The organism is Jeotgalibacillus haloalkalitolerans (assembly GCF_034427455.1).
In the GTDB taxonomy this organism is placed as follows: domain Bacteria; phylum Bacillota; class Bacilli; order Bacillales; family Jeotgalibacillaceae; genus Jeotgalibacillus; species Jeotgalibacillus haloalkalitolerans.
Genome location: NZ_JAXQNN010000001.1, coordinates 1 through 17210 on the forward strand (window position 1 = coordinate 1; position 17210 = coordinate 17210).

At 44.1% G+C, this 17210-nt stretch carries 18 protein-coding genes and 1 rRNA gene; 4 read left to right on the forward strand and 15 right to left on the reverse strand.

Features of this window, described 5'->3' with window-relative positions; all coding sequences use genetic code 11:
- The 15 genes from UFB30_RS00005 to dnaA all read right to left on the reverse strand — a co-directional run.
- A 16S ribosomal RNA gene (locus UFB30_RS00005) occupies positions 1 to 60 on the reverse strand; the annotation flags it as partial.
- Positions 61 to 460: 400 nt separating this feature from the next.
- The gene (locus UFB30_RS00010) at positions 461 to 1231 is read right to left on the reverse strand and encodes a DUF2705 family protein (RefSeq protein ID WP_322419625.1); all 771 of its coding nucleotides are present in this window, start codon (positions 1229 to 1231) and stop codon (positions 461 to 463) included.
- A complete protein-coding gene (locus UFB30_RS00015; RefSeq protein WP_322419626.1) occupies positions 1228 to 2121 on the reverse strand; it encodes an ABC transporter ATP-binding protein in 894 nt (297 codons plus the stop codon). The genes UFB30_RS00010 and UFB30_RS00015 overlap by 4 nt, the downstream gene beginning before the upstream one ends.
- Positions 2122 to 2313 carry a PLD nuclease N-terminal domain-containing protein gene (locus UFB30_RS00020; RefSeq protein ID WP_322419627.1) on the reverse strand — a complete coding sequence of 64 codons (192 nt, stop codon included), beginning with the start codon at positions 2311 to 2313 and terminating at the stop codon, positions 2122 to 2124. It abuts the gene before it with no gap.
- Entirely contained in the window at positions 2306 to 2521 is a 216-nt protein-coding gene (locus UFB30_RS00025; protein WP_322419628.1) for a sigmaY antisigma factor component, read from the reverse strand. Before UFB30_RS00025 ends, UFB30_RS00020 begins: the two co-directional genes overlap by 8 nt.
- On the reverse strand, positions 2514 to 2801 hold the full coding sequence (locus UFB30_RS00030) for a DUF5345 family protein (RefSeq protein ID WP_322419629.1): 288 nt from the start codon (positions 2799 to 2801) through the stop codon (positions 2514 to 2516). The genes UFB30_RS00025 and UFB30_RS00030 overlap by 8 nt, the downstream gene beginning before the upstream one ends.
- Positions 2752 to 3276, reverse strand: a complete 525-nt coding sequence (locus UFB30_RS00035) for a sigma-70 family RNA polymerase sigma factor (RefSeq protein ID WP_322419630.1) — start codon at positions 3274 to 3276, stop codon at positions 2752 to 2754. Before UFB30_RS00035 ends, UFB30_RS00030 begins: the two co-directional genes overlap by 50 nt.
- Positions 3277 to 3739: 463 nt before the next feature.
- Positions 3740 to 4822, reverse strand: a complete 1083-nt coding sequence (locus UFB30_RS00040) for an HD-GYP domain-containing protein (protein WP_322419631.1) — start codon at positions 4820 to 4822, stop codon at positions 3740 to 3742.
- 93 nt (positions 4823 to 4915) lie between these two features.
- Positions 4916 to 7432, reverse strand: a complete 2517-nt coding sequence (gene gyrA, locus UFB30_RS00045) for a DNA gyrase subunit A (protein WP_322419632.1) — start codon at positions 7430 to 7432, stop codon at positions 4916 to 4918.
- A gap of 86 nt (positions 7433 to 7518) precedes the next feature.
- Positions 7519 to 9456 carry a DNA topoisomerase (ATP-hydrolyzing) subunit B gene (gyrB, locus tag UFB30_RS00050; protein WP_322419633.1) on the reverse strand — a complete coding sequence of 646 codons (1938 nt, stop codon included), beginning with the start codon at positions 9454 to 9456 and terminating at the stop codon, positions 7519 to 7521.
- A 22-nt stretch (positions 9457 to 9478) separates the two neighbouring features.
- Entirely contained in the window at positions 9479 to 9733 is a 255-nt protein-coding gene (gene remB, locus UFB30_RS00055; protein ID WP_322419634.1) for an extracellular matrix regulator RemB, read from the reverse strand.
- Between the two features lie 6 nt (positions 9734 to 9739).
- Positions 9740 to 10864, reverse strand: coding sequence for a DNA replication/repair protein RecF (gene recF, locus UFB30_RS00060; protein WP_322419635.1), 1125 nt, complete (start codon positions 10862 to 10864; stop codon positions 9740 to 9742).
- Positions 10865 to 10868: 4 nt separating this feature from the next.
- Entirely contained in the window at positions 10869 to 11090 is a 222-nt protein-coding gene (yaaA, locus tag UFB30_RS00065) for a S4 domain-containing protein YaaA (protein ID WP_322420520.1), read from the reverse strand.
- 136 nt (positions 11091 to 11226) lie between these two features.
- Entirely contained in the window at positions 11227 to 12363 is a 1137-nt protein-coding gene (dnaN, locus tag UFB30_RS00070; protein WP_322419637.1) for a DNA polymerase III subunit beta, read from the reverse strand.
- 188 nt (positions 12364 to 12551) lie between these two features.
- A complete protein-coding gene (gene dnaA / locus UFB30_RS00075) occupies positions 12552 to 13898 on the reverse strand; it encodes a chromosomal replication initiator protein DnaA (protein WP_322419638.1) in 1347 nt (448 codons plus the stop codon).
- 864 nt (positions 13899 to 14762) lie between these two features.
- On the opposite strand from dnaA, the gene rpmH reads away from it, so the two are divergent.
- The 4 genes from rpmH (at position 14763) to jag (ending at position 16812) form a co-directional block, all read left to right on the forward strand.
- Positions 14763 to 14897, forward strand: a complete 135-nt coding sequence (gene rpmH / locus UFB30_RS00080; RefSeq protein WP_082029149.1) for a 50S ribosomal protein L34 — start codon at positions 14763 to 14765, stop codon at positions 14895 to 14897.
- A gap of 72 nt (positions 14898 to 14969) precedes the next feature.
- Positions 14970 to 15326 carry a ribonuclease P protein component gene (gene rnpA / locus UFB30_RS00085; protein ID WP_322419639.1) on the forward strand — a complete coding sequence of 119 codons (357 nt, stop codon included), beginning with the start codon at positions 14970 to 14972 and terminating at the stop codon, positions 15324 to 15326.
- A gap of 85 nt (positions 15327 to 15411) precedes the next feature.
- Positions 15412 to 16176: a YidC family membrane integrase SpoIIIJ gene (gene spoIIIJ / locus UFB30_RS00090; RefSeq protein WP_322419640.1), complete on the forward strand. Its 765-nt coding sequence runs from the start codon at positions 15412 to 15414 to the stop codon at positions 16174 to 16176.
- Between the two features lie 15 nt (positions 16177 to 16191).
- A complete protein-coding gene (gene jag / locus UFB30_RS00095) occupies positions 16192 to 16812 on the forward strand; it encodes an RNA-binding cell elongation regulator Jag/EloR (protein WP_322419641.1) in 621 nt (206 codons plus the stop codon).
- Positions 16813 to 17210: the final 398 nt, after the last annotated feature.

Here is a 17210-nt window from a genome sequence, read left to right on the forward strand (position 1 = left end):
TTGCATGTATTAGGCACGCCGCCAGCGTTCGTCCTGAGCCAGGATCAAACTCTCCGTAAAGTGTTTGAAAAGCTCATTGTCTTTTTGTTTCGAAAAAGACTAAAAATCTTAAACGTTGACGTTTGGTTGTTTAGTTTTCAAGGTTCAAGTACTTCTTTTCGCTTTCTTCTTTATAAGGAAGAAATGCGGTGTTGCTCTCTCAAGCGACCAATCTATCATAACATCTTTCAGCGTTTTAAGTCAATCACTTTTTTAAAAAAGTTTTTTACTTTGTTTTGCTGTGTGATGTAGTTGTTAGCTGCGCTGTTGAAGCAACGAGGAATAATATATCACGGAACTTTGCACAAACGCAAGACTTTTGAAAAAGACTATTAATTTAGATTATTTGCCACAAATTCAGCAGCATCCAAAACCATAAAAAAAGTCTGGCAGCATTAACCTGTCGCCAGACGAAAACCCTTTATCCCTGCACCCATTCTCTTCTTTTTAAGTATCCGATCGCTCCGGCAATCATAACTGCACATAATATGATTGTGGTGATTACTGCCTTCCATAGTCCAGAAAGTGTTTCGCTCTGAATAGCAAGATTCGACAGCGCCAGAAGGTGACCAGGCGTCCACATCATTGGTTCTACAAAAATAGAGGATGCCAGTGCAAGTAATATTAAAATAACAAGTGCAGCTCCTGCCACCGCGGCACTCCTTTTTAAAAACGTACTTAAAAACAGCACGAGCGTGACAGTGAAAATCAGCCACATCAGATAAAAGAACGAAGATAACAAAAGTTGCTGAAAAGCAATTGGGTCAAATAATAAATAGATATAATAAAGTGCGGCACCCGCTCCTGCAAGATAGGAAATAAATGCAATGAGTGTACCTGCAAGCCATTTAGCTAAAAAGTAGCTTGCGTGGGAGACCGGCTTAGCCAGAATCATCACAGCTGTCCCGCTCGACCGTTCACCTGCAAGAGAACCCATCAGTGCAAGTACAATGACAAATACACCGATTTGCGAAAACTGTCCGAGCGTTTCTGCAAATACCTGCTCAGATCCTGGCAGCGGGATTTCAAATACAGCGCCTTCCGGCAATCCGCCGAATTCTTCAAGAATATCAGGCAGATAATAGCTGGTCAGCGGCTGCATGATGCCAAGCGCGATAAATACAAGCGGCATCCAGATCCACTTAAAGCTTCTGACCATTTCAAGCATTTCTTTTTTAAACAGTACGCTCATTTCATCACCTCATGGAAGACATCTTCAAGCGAAGCTGTGCCGACTTCAAGTGAGCGAAGAGGCAACTGAGAGGTCAATGCTTCCTCAAGTATGATCTTCCTCAGCACAGCAGTTTCTTTTCCTTTAATGACTGCAGTATTTTCATTTATCTCTATTAATAGATCAGGATGTCTCTCACCAAATGATTTTCCCCATTCCAATAGATGCTGATCTGCACGCAATACCATTTCGGGACGCTCATATTTCATATAAACGTGATCAATTGAATCAAAGAGCACTTTCTTCCCTCTATTCATCATGAGTACGTCATCGCATAAAACCTGCGCATCATGAAGGACATGCGTGGAATAGAGAATCGTCATTTCTTTTTTTAATTCCTTCAGCAGTGTCATCACTTCTTTTCGACCGGCCGGATCAAGTGCTGATACAGGCTCATCAAGCAGGAGGATCTTCGGACTGTGAATCAGTGCCTGTGCAATCCCAAGCCGCTGCTTCATCCCGCCTGAGAATCCGCCGATCTTTTTACCAGCATGTTCTGAAAGACCAACCCTCTCAAGCAGAGCATCAGCTTTTAACATTGTTTCCTTTTTTGATTTTTTGCCGAGTCTCCCCGCAAGCATGAGGTATTCTTTTGCGGTCATCCAGTTAAAAAAGGACGGGTATTGCGGCAGAAAACCGATCTGCTGTCTCTGATCCGCCACAGGTTCTTCGAATTCAATGGTGCCGCCGGTTGGTGTTGATAATCCACTGATCATGTGAAGCGCAGTTGTTTTTCCAGCACCATTTGGACCAACAAGTGCTGTCGTTCTGCCTGTTTCCAGACTGAATGAGAGCTGATCCACTGCTGTGAATGAACCGAATTTTTTCGTCAGATTCTGTACTGTAATCATTTACGTATCCCTTCTGCCGATCACGAAATACAGAATCGGTCCAATCATATTGATGAAAATAATGACTAAAGCCCAGACCCATTTCGGACCGTTAACAGACGGCCGTTTGAATAAATCCACTAAAGCGGTAACAGCTAACACAATATTAATAAATGCCAGTGGTGCAATGATGGCAAAATTTAAATCATCCATTTTCCTCTCTCCTTTTTTGTAAATATGATTTCATTACTCTCGACCAGAGCAGATAAAATAAAAGCGGCATTGGGGTCTGAATCATCCCCCAGATTCCCCAGAACCATTTGGCATGCCCTCTTTTTCTGGCATCAGTGAATAAGAAGGTGCTTTGTGCAATCAGCAGACAGACAATGAGTATAAAAATCAGCGGATTTACTTCATTCATGCTGCTTCACCCTGCTTTTTCTAACGTACATAATGATCCCGGCAACCATTAAGAACAGGAGCTGGCTTGCTGCATATAATACCGGCTCATTGATCAGCACCAAAACGGTCGTTGATACAATCAATATCGCTATCACCAAAAACCAGATGAGTTCTCTTTTCTGCCGCTGCCTGATTTCATTAATCATCAGATTGAAGGATTCTCGTGACGGTGGGGATTTTTCCAGCCGGTCAAACGCCTGAAGACCTTTGATCAGTTTTTCTTCTGTCTTGTCTTTCATCTTCTCCCAGCTCCTTTCTTAAGTTTGCCATTGCATGGTGCAATCTGGACTTGATCGTTCCGGTGGAGACATTACAAATCGTCGCAATTTCCTCATAGGAATAGCCGTAAGTATATTTGAGAATGACAGGAATGCGGTGGTGGTCTTTTAATGTCCGAAGCGCTTCAGCCACCTCAATGCCAAGCTCATCGCCAAGGTTCCATTCAAGCTGCTGCTTGTTCAGATAAGTCTGCTCCCGTTTTTTCCTGCGTTTCTTATCAAGCCAGAGATTTGTAGCGATCTGAATCATCCATGTTGAAAAGGAGGCTTTCTCCGGGCGGAACTGTGAGAAGCGTTCAATACAGCGGATGACTGTATCCTGCGCCAGGTCTTCCGCTTCAGCCGGATGCAATGTCAGCTTTACAAGATACGCATATAAAAATGAATAGTTCTCATGCAGCCATTCACTGAGCTGCTCCGTGCGATCCCTGCTCATACCGCCCCTCCTTTTCTTTGATCTATTGCTTATACGTTTAAGTTGTTCAATTTGTTCAAAAGAAAATTAAATTTTTTAAACGCAGTCCCTTTCCGTGGAGGGCTTCGCTTTTCTGTTACGCTTTGTTAAAGTAGGCTGTTGATTTCCGCTTCAGGGGGACGCTTTCCGCGGCCGGGCGGTGAGCCCGCAGGCTTCGCCATGCTCGGTCTCACACGTCCCTTCCTGCCGCAGGAGTCGCCCCTTTACGCTTCAATCACCAGCTGTGCAGTAACAACAATGGACTTTAACAAAGCGTTCTGTTAAAAGTAACCAATCAATATTTCACAGAAGAAATGTGTTCTTCCATTCACCTCCTGGGTATATCAATCACCTTTACCGATAATTTCGTCACCTTTTAAGTTATTCAGCGAAGCGGAGATCAGCAGCCCACTTTAAAAGGATCCATACAAAAAGGCTATTTCAATTAAGAAATAACCTGTTCAATGTATAGCTTTCTCTCTTTTGTAAGATCAATGATGTCCTCTGATCCTTCTGCTTTTATCATTGGTCTCAGCAGATGCTGGGGCTGTGTAAAGATTACTTCAGCTGTCCGGTCATCCGATAGGATCACGCGCGTTCCTGTTGCAAGACCGCCTACGATCTCCTGGAGTGCTTTTAACAATGCAATATCAAACTTCCCAAGCTCATCCTCCCAGATGATTTCAAGCGCTCTGAATGGAGACTTTTTCGCACGGTATAGACGTTCTGAGGTCATGGCATGGAATACATCGGCGAGTGCAAGTACCTGTGAGGATCTCGAAATATCCTTCCCTCTGCTGCCTTTTGGATAGCCGCTCCCGTCAAGCCGTTCATGATGCTGCAGGATGGCAGCCTTCATTTCGTTTTTCAACAGCGGGCTGTCCATGATGTACTGATAGCTGTAAAGCGGATGCTTACGGATTTCGATGGCTTCCTCCTGAGTAAGGGGACCTGATTTTTTCAATATAGATAGCGGCATTTTTGCCATACCTGTATCTGTTAGGATCCCTGCCACTGCAAGCTGAATACATCCACCCTGATCATAGCCTGCTTTTTCAGCCAGCAGATAGCTGATGATCGCAGTTGACACTGAATGGTGCGCAATATAGCTTTTAGCTTCTGACCAGCGATGCAGCTGATAAATGACGTCTTTATGCTTTGCTACCTGCCTTAAAAGCGGCATTAATCTGCTTTTAAGCGCGACGATATCCAGCTTTCCACCGGATTGCCAGGCATTGAATACACCGTTGTAATAGCTGATCAGTTCCATATACTGCTTTTTAAGCGGGGGTTCCTCTGCTGCAACCACAATGCTTCCTGCTTCTTCCCTTACCGGTTCTGCCTCCACCTTACTGCCATCTGCCAGCTTTGAATAAACCTCAACGTGCTGGATATTAAAAGCTCTCAGTGCTTCAAAGTGAATCGAACTGAGCTCTGTTCCTTTTTTAATAATCGGATTCGCTGTCAGACCCATAATATCCTGAGCGATCCGGCAGCCTTCTGTTAGGTCATGCACGCTAACTTTCACCGACATACACCTCCTGACTTCTAGTTCTTTTTTATCATTTTATCACATAAAAAAAAGAAAGCAGGTGTTTTTTTCCTGCTTTCTTTTTAAAAATTATTCTTCTGTATCTGTTTCTGAAATGGCCGGTTCTGCGTCAGTTGCTTCCTGACCTTCCATTCCTTCCACTTCTTCATCGAGTTCTTCTTCTTTTTCAATACGTGTAACGGTTGCTACCTGTTCCTCTTCGCCAAGACGGATCAGCTTCACACCCTGCGTGCTTCTGCCGGTTTGTGAAATACCTGAAACATCCATACGGATCAGTACGCCATGCGCTGTAATCAGCATGATGTCCTCTTCGCCGGTCACAGCTTTCACTGCAACAAGACGACCGTTTTTCTCTGTGATGTTACATGTTTTAATCCCTTTACCGCCTCTTGACTGAACACGGTATTCCTCTTCAGGTGTACGTTTTCCGTAACCTTTTTCAGTAACGACCAGAATATCGTTGCCTTCTTCGAGAATTTCCATCCCGACAACAATATCGTCTTCATTCAGTCGGATACCGCGCACACCACCTGCAGTACGGCCCATTGATCTGATATCTGTTTCCGGGAAGCGGATCATCAGACCATTTTTCGTACCGATAATGATTTCACGGTTACCGTCTGTGTATTTCACAGAAATCAGCTCGTCATCATCACGAAGGTTGATGGCGATCAGACCGTTATTACGGATATTGGCAAAGTCTGTTGCCGGTGTACGTTTTGACACACCGCGCTTTGTCGTAAAGAAGAAGTATGAATTCTCATCAAACTCTTCAACGCGGATCATCGCATTGACCACTTCATCTTTATCAACCTCAAGCAGGTTTACAAGCGGTAGACCTTTCGCTGTACGGCTGAATTCCGGAATCTCATACCCTTTTGCACGGTAAACCTTTCCTTTGTTCGTAAAGAACAGGATCGTGTCATGCGTTGACGTTGTCAGCAGATGCTCGACAAAGTCATCTTCATTCGTCCCCATTCCCTGAATCCCCCGTCCTCCACGCTTTTGCGTGCGGTACGTTGAAGCAGGAAGACGCTTAATATAACCGTTATGGGTAAGGGTCACAATCAGGTTTTCCTCTGGAATCAGGTCCTCATCCTCGATCATTTCCGCTCCGCCTACTGTGATTTCAGTACGGCGCTTATCGTTAAAGCGTTCTTTTAATTCAAGCAGCTCTTCACGGATAATTTCAAGTACGCGTGATTCATTGGCAAGGATTTCTTTCAGGTCTTTAATTAACGCAACAAGCCCCTGATATTCTTCCTCGATTTTGTCACGCTCAAGTCCTGTCAGACGCTGAAGACGCATATCAAGAATCGCCTGTGCCTGCTTTTCAGACAGACTGAATTGAGTCATCAGGCCTTCACGGGCAATATCTGTTGTCTCAGAACCACGGATCAGGGCGATGATTTCATCAATATGATCAAGCGCGATACGCAGACCTTCCAAGATATGTGCACGCGCTTCCGCTTTACGCAGTTCAAATTCAGTTCTACGGCGGATCACGACTTTCTGATGCTCTAAGTAATGATGAAGGGCTTCCTTCAGATTCAGTACCTTCGGATGACCGTCAACAAGTGCAAGCATGTTAATACCGAAGCTTGTCTGAAGTGCAGTCTGCTTATAAAGGTTGTTCAGCAGTACATTCGCGTTTGCATCACGGCGTACTTCAATCACAATACGCATACCATTACGGTCAGACTCATCACGAAGATCTGTAATGCCGTCGATTTTCTTATCACGTACAAGCTCAGCGATCTTTTCAATCAGCTTGGCTTTATTGACCTGATAAGGCAGCTCATGAACAAGAATCGTCTCACGTCCATTGGCTTTTTGCTCAATCTCCACCTTCGCGCGCTGGATCACTGAACCGCGTCCTGTCTCATAAGCACGGCGGATACCGCTGCGTCCGAGAATCAGGGCACCTGTCGGAAAGTCCGGACCAGGGATATACTCCATCAGTTCGCCGATTGTAATTTCAGGATGCTCACTGAATGCAAGCAGACCATCGATCACTTCGCCAAGCTGATGAGGCGGAATGTTTGTCGCCATTCCGACTGCAATACCGCTTGAACCATTAACAAGCAGGTTCGGGAAACGTGATGGCAGAACGACTGGCTCGCGTTCAGATCCATCATAGTTATCACGGAAATCAATCGTATCTTTATTAATATCACGAAGAATTTCCATTGAAATCTTCGACATTCTTGCTTCTGTATAACGCATCGCAGCTGCTGCGTCACCGTCAACAGAACCGAAGTTCCCGTGACCGTCAACGAGCATGTAGCGATAGCTGAAATCCTGCGCCATACGTACCATTGTGTCATATACAGCAGAGTCACCGTGCGGGTGATACTTACCGATTACTTCACCGACGATACGGGCAGATTTTTTAAATGCTTTATCAGACGTCATACCAAGGTCATTCATCGCATAAAGAATACGACGGTGAACCGGCTTTAAGCCGTCTCTTACATCAGGAAGGGCACGTGATACGATAACGCTCATTGCGTAATCCATAAATGAAGTACGCATTTCCTGACTAATATTGATTTCATGAACATTCGAACTCGGCGTTTCAGCCATAACAGAAAAACCTCCTATTCCTGCAATTACTCTGTTCTAAACATTAAGAAGGGATAGGAAAGCCTATCCCTCCGCATTTATAAAAGTTACACGTCCAGATTTTTTACGTATGCAGCGTTTTCTTCGATAAACATTCTGCGCGGTTCTACTTTATCACCCATCAGAATTTCAAAGGTTTCGTCTGCTTCAATCGCATCTTCAAGACTGACCTGAAGCATTGTACGTGATTCAGGATCCATCGTTGTTTCCCACAGCTGTTCAGGGTTCATCTCACCAAGACCCTTATAGCGCTGAAGCCCAGGCTTTGGTGTAGGTGACATTTCTGAAAGAATGCGATTCATTTCACGGTCAGTATAGGCATAACGGACTGTTTTACCCTGCGTGATTTTGTAAAGTGGCGGCTGGGCGATATAGATATAGCCTGCCTCAATGATCGGACGCATATAGCGGTATAGGAATGTCAGCAGGAGCGTACGGATGTGCGCACCATCGACATCGGCATCTGTCATGATAACAACTTTATGATAACGGGCTTTAGAAATATCAAAGTCCTCGCCGATGCCTGTTCCAAGTGCCGTAATGATGGCACGGATTTCATTATTCGATAAAATTTTATCCAGACGCGCTTTTTCAACGTTAATGATCTTCCCGCGAAGCGGCAGGATCGCCTGGAAATGACGGTCACGGCCCTGCTTGGCTGAACCGCCGGCAGAGTCACCCTCAACCACATAAATTTCACTGATATGAGGATCTCTTGAAGAACAGTCAGCAAGCTTACCAGGAAGACTTGATACTTCAAGCGCACTCTTTCTGCGTGTCAGCTCACGTGCTTTTTTCGCTGCAAGGCGGGCACGCGCTGCCATTGACCCTTTATCAACAATCTGACGGGCAACCTGAGGGTTTTCCATCATGAACTTTGTGAAGTGCTCTGAGAACAGCTGGTCTGTGATCGTTCTGGCCTCTGAGTTACCAAGCTTCGTTTTCGTCTGACCTTCGAACTGAGGATCAGGGTGCTTGATTGAAACAATGGCTGTCAAACCTTCACGCACATCTTCACCTGAAAGATTGCCATCTGCATCCTTCAGCAAATTATTACGTGCCGCATAGTTATTAATCACACGTGTAAGGGCTGTTCTGAAGCCTGATTCATGCGTTCCGCCCTCATATGTGTTGATGTTATTCGCAAAAGAATAGATGTTACTTGCAAAGCCCTGGTTATACTGCATGGAGATTTCGATTGAAATTCCGTCTTTTTCCCCTTCAATAAACACAGGCTCAGGATGAATCACTTCTTTTGAACGGTTTAAGTGCTCTACATATGACTTAATGCCGCCTTCATAGTGAAAACGCTTGAGGATATTGTTGCCTTCTTCATCCTGCTCACGCTGATCTTCTATTTCAAGTGCAAGCCCGCGATTTAAGAAAGCAAGCTCTCTTACACGGTTTGCAAGCGTATCAAAATCATACTCAGTTGTTTCAGTGAAAATTTCAGGATCCGCTTTAAAGCGTGTAATGGTTCCGGTATGATCCGTCTCACCAATCACTTTCAGGTCAAACTGGGGAACACCCTGTCTGTAAACTTGGTTATAGACTTTGCCATCACGGTGCACATATACCTGAAGCTCTTCAGATAATGCGTTAACGACCGAAGCCCCAACGCCGTGAAGTCCGCCTGAAACCTTATATCCGCCACCGCCGAATTTACCTCCGGCGTGCAGCACAGTCATGATAACCTCAACAGCCGGACGTCCCATCTTTTCATGGGTACCGACCGGAATTCCGCGTCCGTTATCTTCAACTTCAATCCAGTTATCTTTTGTAATACGGATTGAAATTGTGTCACAGTGGCCTGCTAGCGCCTCATCAATACTATTATCAACAATTTCCCATACCAGATGGTGGAGTCCTCTTGCAGCAGTCGATCCGATATACATACCCGGACGCTTTCTTACTGCTTCAAGACCTTCAAGCACCTGTATCTGATTCTCATCATAGGCCTGGATGTTTGTATCTTCAGTTGCCACGCGATCTCACCTGCACTTTCTATTACTTACGGCCAAAGGGCCTGCTCATTTTTTCCGCTCTTTTTTTCAAGGTTGCTGAAGACAATGGTGACAAATAAACTTTGAAATCTGTGATGACAATTGATTTACAGGCTGACTGACAGAGATCAACGATGCCGTTTTCGTTATCTTTCATAAACTGCTCCATAATGAGCGAGTCTTCTGCTGCCTGTACATCCATGATCGCCACGATATCATTCATTCTGACCATTGCGTCTTCCCCGATATGCACATACATCTAGGGTCAGCCCCCTTCAGTTTTTTTCATCACACCGTCCTCGACAATAAACGTTGTCGCCTCATTCAGTGTCTGATGGTCAATCCCTTCCACGCTGGTGGTGGTCACAAAGGTCTGGACTTTACCCTGGATTGTATTCAGTAGATGGGACTGTCTGTAATCATCCAGCTCCGAGAGTACGTCATCCAGAAGTAAAATCGGATACTCACCGATCTCTGCATGGATCAATTCAATCTCGGCTAATTTGATCGAAAGCGCGGTTGTCCGCTGCTGACCCTGCGAGCCGAATGTCTGGACATCATGACCGTTCACTAAAAACTGCAGATCATCACGGTGGGGTCCTGCAAGCGTAACGCCCCGCTCAATCTCTCTTTGCCGGACGGATGCCAGCTTTTCGCGGAAGACTTCTTCGACTTCTTTGAGCTGCTGCTCTGCTGTTACCTGCACAGACGGCTTGTACACGACTTCAAGCGTTTCAAGCCCGCGTGAGATCCCTTTATGAATCGGTTCCGCCCATTCCTGCAAAAGCTTTAAATATTGAAAACGGCGCACGACAATTTTAGCAGCCATCTCAACAAACTGGTCAGTCAATACATCAAGCATTGTCTGATCTGTCTGCTTTCTTGCCTGCAGCTGTTTCAGATAGTGATTGCGCTGAAGCAGAATCTTCTGGTAAAGACTGCTGTCATGTAAATAGACAGCCGACACCTGGCCAATCTCCATATCAATAAAACGACGCCTTACTTGAGGGCTCCCCTTTACCAGGTGGAGATCTTCGGGCGCGAACATGACGACATTCATATGGCCGACATAGCGGCTGAGTTTTGATTGTTCAAGGTGATTGACTTTTGCTTTCTTCCCTTTTTTTGAAATCACAAGTTCAAGGGGAAGTGCTCCGTGCTGCTTCATCACTCTACCTTCTATTTTAGCATACTCTTCATTCCATTGTATTAAATCTTTATCATTTGACGTTCTATGGGATTTTGCCATTGCCAGGACATAAATGGACTCCATGACGTTTGTCTTGCCCTGCGCGTTTTCTCCGAGGATTACGTTGACATTGTTATCAAATTTTAATGTCAGCCCATCATAATTTCGATAATGCGTAAGCTTAAGCTGCTCAATGTGCATTTGGTTACCCTTCCGATTTTACTTGATACTTGCCTACTTCCGGGATATAGATCTCATCCCCGTCACGCAGCTTGCGTCCTCTGCGCTGATCCTGTTCGTCATTAATGAATACATCATGCTCTCCGAGGAACCATTTTGCCATCCCGCCGCTCTGAATCACATTTGCTAATTTCAGAAACTGACCAAGCGTTATATATTCAGTCTGAATCGTAATTTTTTCAGTCATCTTCATCACTTCTTTCCACATTGACTTATCCTTCTATTTTACCTCAAATACCCCCTGAAAACAAAAGATACCTCAGGCTTTTAAAAGCGCGAAAACCGGACTCCTGCCTGAGGAATCCGGCTGCTTTGATTATGGTTTAGTAAGTTCTCACAGGTGTAATCAGCTGCAGAATTGAATCATCACCAGTCGGGCGGAGCACAAACGGTCTCATCGCACCCGTGAACTGGATATTTGTCTCAGCACCTTCAAGTACCTTCAGCGCATCCATCATGTATTTCGCACTGAACGAAATTGTCAGCTCTTCGCCAGTCGTGGCATCACTCTGCACTTCTTCCACAACTTTTCCGATCTCAGGCGTGTTCGACGAAATCTGAACGCCACCCTCTTCGCTGATGTGAAGCTTAACCACATTGTTTCGTTCTTCTCTTGCTAAAAGGGATGCACGGTCAATCGCCTGTAAGAAATCCTTACCGCCGATTGTCATCTCTGTTTTGCTTTCTGAAGGAACAAGACGTGACGTATCAGGATAATTCCCTTCAAGCAGGCGTGAGAAGAATAATACATGCTTCGCACGGAATAACACCTGATTTTCAGTCATAACAATTTCAGTCTCATCTGCCGTGTCATCCAGAATCTTGTTCAGCTCATTTAAGCTCTTACCTGGAATCACTGCTTTATAAGGCTCCCCATTCCCGCCATTGATCGGTGCTTTACGCATTGCCAGGCGGTGGCTGTCTGTTGCAACACAGTTCAGCATGCCGTCTTCAACCGTCCAGTTTACACCTGTCAAGATAGGGCGTGTTTCTGAGGCGGACACTGCAAAAACAGTCTGTCTGATCATTGTTTTTAAAAGATTTGTCGGGATCTTCAGTACGCTGTCTTCCTCAATCTCAGGCAGTCTCGGGTATTCCGAAACATCCTGACCGTTCAGATTAAACTCTGATTTACCGGAACGGATGACAGTCTGAAGATGTGAATGCACTTCAATTTCAACTGTATCAAGCGGCAGTTTTTTAACAATGCTTTCAAAAAACTTGGCCTGGAGTACGATACCGCCAGTCTGTTCAACGTTCACGATCTCCTTGCCATCTTCTTCTTTTGGAATAAAGGATTCAATTGAAATATCTGAGTCACTGCCAGTCAGTGTAATCCCTTCATCGTGCGCAGTAATTTTAATCCCGCTTAAAATCGGAATTGCCGTTCTTGATGATACTGCCTTGATGACGTCATTTACCCCATCAACCAGTCGATCTCGCTGGATCTGAAATTTCATGTGATATAGCCTCCAACTCTTCGCATCCTGCTGCGAGTTATATAATAATTATTTTTTAAATAAATAGTAATAGTACTAGTAGGTGCTGTGGATATGTGGATAAACCTGTTAATGAATGACTGTGCAGGTTTTCCACATGTGAATAAAATGTGTTCAGACGTGTACCCGCCATCCACACTTGTCCACACTTATTTCTGCAATGCAGATTTGATTTCTTTAATTTCATGCTTAAGTGAATCGTCTTCAACAAGCAATTTAGAGATCTTTTCATGCGCATGAATAACAGTTGTATGATCCCGGCCGCCAAATTCCTCGCCAATCTTCGGCAGAGAGAAATCAGTCAGCTCTCTTGAAAGATACATGGCAATCTGACGCGGAAAAGCAACTGTCTTCGTTCTTTTCTTCGCTTTAAAGTCTTCAAGCTTTACGCTGAAATGCTCTCCGACCGTTTTTTGAATATCCATAATTGTGATAACCTTCGGCTTCGAGCTTGGCATGATATCCTTCAGTGCCTCAGCTGTCAGATCCGCATTAATGTCCTTGCTCACTAGAGATGAATAGGCAACGACACGGATCAGTGCGCCTTCAAGCTCACGAATATTAGAATCTATCTGATTCGCAATATAAAGCATCGCTTCATTCGGGATATCGAGCCCTTCAGCTTTAGCTTTTTTGCGTAAAATGGCAATTCTCGTTTCCAGGTCAGGCGGCGTGATATCAGTAATCAGCCCCCACTCAAAACGGGAGCGCAGCCTGTCTTCAAGCGTCGGGATTTCCTTTGGCGGCCGGTCACTGGAGATGACAATCTGTTTGCTCTCCTCGTGAAGTGTATTAAAAGTATGGAAAAATTCCTCTTGCGTCTGTTCTTTCCCGGCCAGGAATTGAATATCATCTATTAAGAGTACATCTACGTTACGGTACTTATTGCGGAAATCAACCGCTTTATTATCACGGATTGAATTGATGAACTCATTCGTGAATTTCTCAGAAGATAAATAAACAACCTTTGCATTCGGATTATGCTCAAGTACATAATGGCCGATCGCATGCATTAAGTGCGTTTTACCGAGTCCGACACCCCCGTAGATAAACAGCGGATTATAAGCTTTTGCCGGTGCTTCAGCCACTGCAAGTGAGGCAGCATGCGCAAAGCGGTTACCCGAGCCGATAACAAACGTGTCAAACGTATACTTCGGGTTCAGCATACTCTTTGACCATTCCTGCTGATCATCATCAACAACCGGCTTTTTAGGCGGTGCAGCAAAATCAAGATCATCATCATTCTGATTTTGGGGAATAATGAACTTAATTCTGAGCTCTTCTCCAGTCACTTCTTTTAATACACCGGAGATCAGCTGCGTATAATTACCCTCGAGCCAGTCCCGTGCGAATTCATTTGGTGCGGTTACAGTTAATACATCGCGCTGGAGCGAAAAAGCCTTCGTTGATTTCAGCCACGTCTCAAAGCTTGGCTTACTCACTTTTTTCTCCATATCATCCAATGCGCGATTCCACAAATCCGTGATGTTTTCCAACTAAATGCCCCCTCCTTTTATTGAATATTTTTCGAGAAAAACATTCCCGAAAGTGAAAATTCATATATATACATCATCATGAATAACGAAAAAAGCCGAATTCGTGATGTATCGACAATATTCAGCAGCTGTGGACAACTTTTTACATGCATGTGAAAATGTTTATCCACAGGCTATCCACATTTGTGGATAATATTAATCTGTTAAAAAGTTATTCAGAGTGAAAACACAACTATAATATCAAATAAAACCAATCAGTGCAATGGCTGATGATATTTATCCACATCCCCTTCAACACGTGGATTATGACTATCCACAAGGCGTGAACGTGTGAAAAAGGTGTCGATAAGCGCTGTGGATAATTTTTTTGGCAGGGAAAGTGGTGTGCAGAGTTATTAACAGATTGAGAGAATTTGAGTTTTGAGGAATGGGTATTCAGAAATTGATGAAGAACTCTATTTCAGAATGACGCCGAAAAAGAAATTTACTTCCTGGATCGGGGGCTGGAAATTTTAGAGGATTTGACTGCTTTCTACTATAATAATGAGAAGTGACAGATGGAGTGGGTAAGAATTGAGGTCAGATCCGGGAAATTTAAGGTCACATTCACAACACCTCAGGTCACTTTTTCTCCTATTAAAATCACATTCACCTGAGCGTTGTTCTCCGGCTCCTTCACCGCTTCCACTTACAGGATTTGATTATTTTTTCATTTTTCTATTGAACGTAAACGCTCCGGGTGTTATGATATAGTGGTTGCACGAATCAGACATTGACAATGACGATTGAACGTCGCTATAATGACTTAGAATGTTTAGAGTTCTGATCATAGATATAAATGATCTTTTTAGGAGGTGTCTTACTATGAAACGTACATTCCAACCAAATACTCGTAAAAGAAGTAAAGTACACGGATTCCGCGCACGCATGAGCACGAAGAACGGACGCAAGGTTCTTGCTCGCCGCCGTCAACGTGGACGTAAAGTATTGTCTGCTTAAGACCACTGATTCCACTCAGTGGTCTTTTTTCGCTTAAATACCGGAAAAATATCGAAAATTGTGGGTGGCGTAATGAGAAAAGAGCAGAGAATCAAGAAAAATCCTGAATTTCAGGCCGTTTTCAAAAAAGGAACATCCATGGCCAATCGGCAGTTCGTTTTGTATCGCTTGAAAAAGCAGGATCAGGTAATGTTTCGTCTTGGCATGTCTGTCAGCAAAAAAGTTGGCAACGCAGTAACCCGTGTTCAGGTGAAAAGATATATCAGGCAGGTATTTCTGGAACTGTCAAATGAGCTGGACCCCTCTTATGACTACGTCGTCATCGCGAGGAAGCCGGCAGCTGATTTGAATTTCCATGAAACAAAGAAATCACTGACACACGTGATGAAAAAATCGCGCGTGCTAAAAAGTGAACATTCTAAGAAATAGAGGCTCAATTTGACCAAACGTGTTACAATTACGGGTGGTTATATGAATAGAAACAATTTTTTGAAAGACAGGGAGGAACATATTCGTGAAGAAGAAACTCTTTCCCTTTATGATGTTTGCGGTCGTAGCTGTTTTCCTTGCAGGTTGTACGGAAATCGATCAGCCGATCACATCAGACAGTGAAGGGATTTGGAATAGCTACTTTGTATATCCGCTATCTTGGCTGATTACACAGATTGCTGAATTTTTTAATGAAAACTATGGTCTTGGGATTGTAATTGTTACACTTATCATCCGTTTTGTACTGCTGCCATTAATGATTAAGCAGACAAAAAATACAAAGCGTATGCAGGAAATCCAGCCTGAAATGATGAAGTTACGTGAAAAGTATTCTTCTAAGGATGCGCAGACACAGCAAAAACTTCAGCAGGAAACAATGGCGATGTTCCAAAAGCACGGTGTTAACCCGCTTGCCGGCTGTTTCCCATTATTAATTCAAATGCCGATTCTGATTGCATTCTATCATGCAATTGTCAGAACGACAGAAATCTCAAATCACAATTTCCTATGGTTCGACCTTGGTGAAACAGATCCATACTTTATTCTGCCGATTGTAACTGGTTTAACAACATTCCTTCAGCAGAAAATTATGATGGCAGGTAACCCTGCAGGTATGAACCCGCAAATGCAGATCATGCTATATCTGATGCCTGTTATGATCGCAGTATTTGCTTTCATCTTCCCAACTGCCCTATCACTATACTGGGTAGTCGGTAACGTCTTTATGATTGTGCAGACTTTACTCATTAATGGTACATTTAAGAAAAATGAGGCTGAAAGCTCAACTTGATAGGAGGGGCTGTATGTGAATGAGGAGATCACGCTGACAGGTGCGACTGTTGAAGAGGCTGTATCCGAAGCGCTTGTAAAACTCGGTATTTCCAAAGAACAGGCTGACATATCAGTACTGGATGAAGGAAAAAAAGGTTTTCTTGGGCTCGGGTCACGCCCGGCTAAGGTGCAGGTAATCCGTAAAAAGGATGCGATTGAAGAAGTCGAACGCTATCTGAAGGATATTGCCGGCCAAATGGGCGTTGAACTGACAACCTCGGCCCAGCGCGAAGGGAAAGTTGTAACAATATTGCTTGAAAGTGAAAAAGTTGCTTTGCTGATCGGCAAACGCGGTCAAACGCTAAACGCACTTCAGACCCTTGCCCAGCTTATTGCAAATCGCTACACCGAACAATTTGTAACAATCGTGTTAGACGCAGAAGATTACCGTGAAAGAAGACGCGTCACGCTCAGTCAGCTGGCTGAACGCAAAGCGGAACAGGCGCTTCGTACAAGACGCCCTGTGAAGCTTGAACCGATGCCATCTTTTGAACGGAAAATCATTCACAGCGCACTGTCTTCCAGACGTGATATCGAAACTCATTCCGAAGGCCGTGAGCCCCACCGCTATCTGGTAATTACTGCTAAATATTAATAAAAATCAGCTGTCTGATGGCAGCTGATTTTTTTATGGGAATCGTTCATGAAATGCTTTCTTACATCGTTTCGCTGCGCTTCAGGCGGACGCTTTCCGGACGGAGGTTGCTGAGCCTCCTCGCCTTCGGCTGTGGGGTCTCAGCTTCCCTCTATTCGTCCCGGAGTCGCCGCCTTACGCTTCGCTACACTGAGAATGCAGTCCAAAAGTTTGTTTTTACAATTTATTTTGCAAAAAAGAGTAACAAATTTATTATTAATAGCAGTTAGATTATTCGTTTCAATATATTAATTTTTTGGTAAATATTTTAAAATAATATAAAAATACTTACTGAATGAATTGAACTATTAACTTGTCTGCACAGATGATGATTGGAGTGGAAGGGGGCGACTCCTGTG

Bases quoted from the DNA above. Each gene is read 5' to 3' on its own strand.
- UFB30_RS00035 (WP_322419630.1), bottom strand. From the start codon at position 3,276: ATGAGCAGGGATCGCACGGAGCAGCTCAGTGAATGGCTGCATGAGAAC.
- rnpA (WP_322419639.1), top strand. From the start codon at position 14,970: ATGAGAAAAGAGCAGAGAATCAAGAAAAATCCTGAATTTCAGGCCGTT.
- UFB30_RS00025 (WP_322419628.1), bottom strand. From the start codon at position 2,521: ATGAATGAAGTAAATCCGCTGATTTTTATACTCATTGTCTGTCTGCTG.
- UFB30_RS00020 (WP_322419627.1), bottom strand. From the start codon at position 2,313: ATGGATGATTTAAATTTTGCCATCATTGCACCACTGGCATTTATTAAT.
- yaaA (WP_322420520.1), bottom strand. From the start codon at position 11,090: ATGACTGAAAAAATTACGATTCAGACTGAATATATAACGCTTGGTCAG.
- rpmH (WP_082029149.1), top strand. From the start codon at position 14,763: ATGAAACGTACATTCCAACCAAATACTCGTAAAAGAAGTAAAGTACAC.
- UFB30_RS00015 (WP_322419626.1), bottom strand. From the start codon at position 2,121: ATGATTACAGTACAGAATCTGACGAAAAAATTCGGTTCATTCACAGCA.
- remB (WP_322419634.1), bottom strand. From the start codon at position 9,733: ATGTATGTGCATATCGGGGAAGACGCAATGGTCAGAATGAATGATATC.
- recF (WP_322419635.1), bottom strand. From the start codon at position 10,864: ATGCACATTGAGCAGCTTAAGCTTACGCATTATCGAAATTATGATGGG.
- gyrA (WP_322419632.1), bottom strand. From the start codon at position 7,432: ATGGCTGAAACGCCGAGTTCGAATGTTCATGAAATCAATATTAGTCAG.
- UFB30_RS00030 (WP_322419629.1), bottom strand. From the start codon at position 2,801: ATGAAAGACAAGACAGAAGAAAAACTGATCAAAGGTCTTCAGGCGTTT.
- dnaN (WP_322419637.1), bottom strand. From the start codon at position 12,363: ATGAAATTTCAGATCCAGCGAGATCGACTGGTTGATGGGGTAAATGAC.
- UFB30_RS00010 (WP_322419625.1), bottom strand. From the start codon at position 1,231: ATGAGCGTACTGTTTAAAAAAGAAATGCTTGAAATGGTCAGAAGCTTT.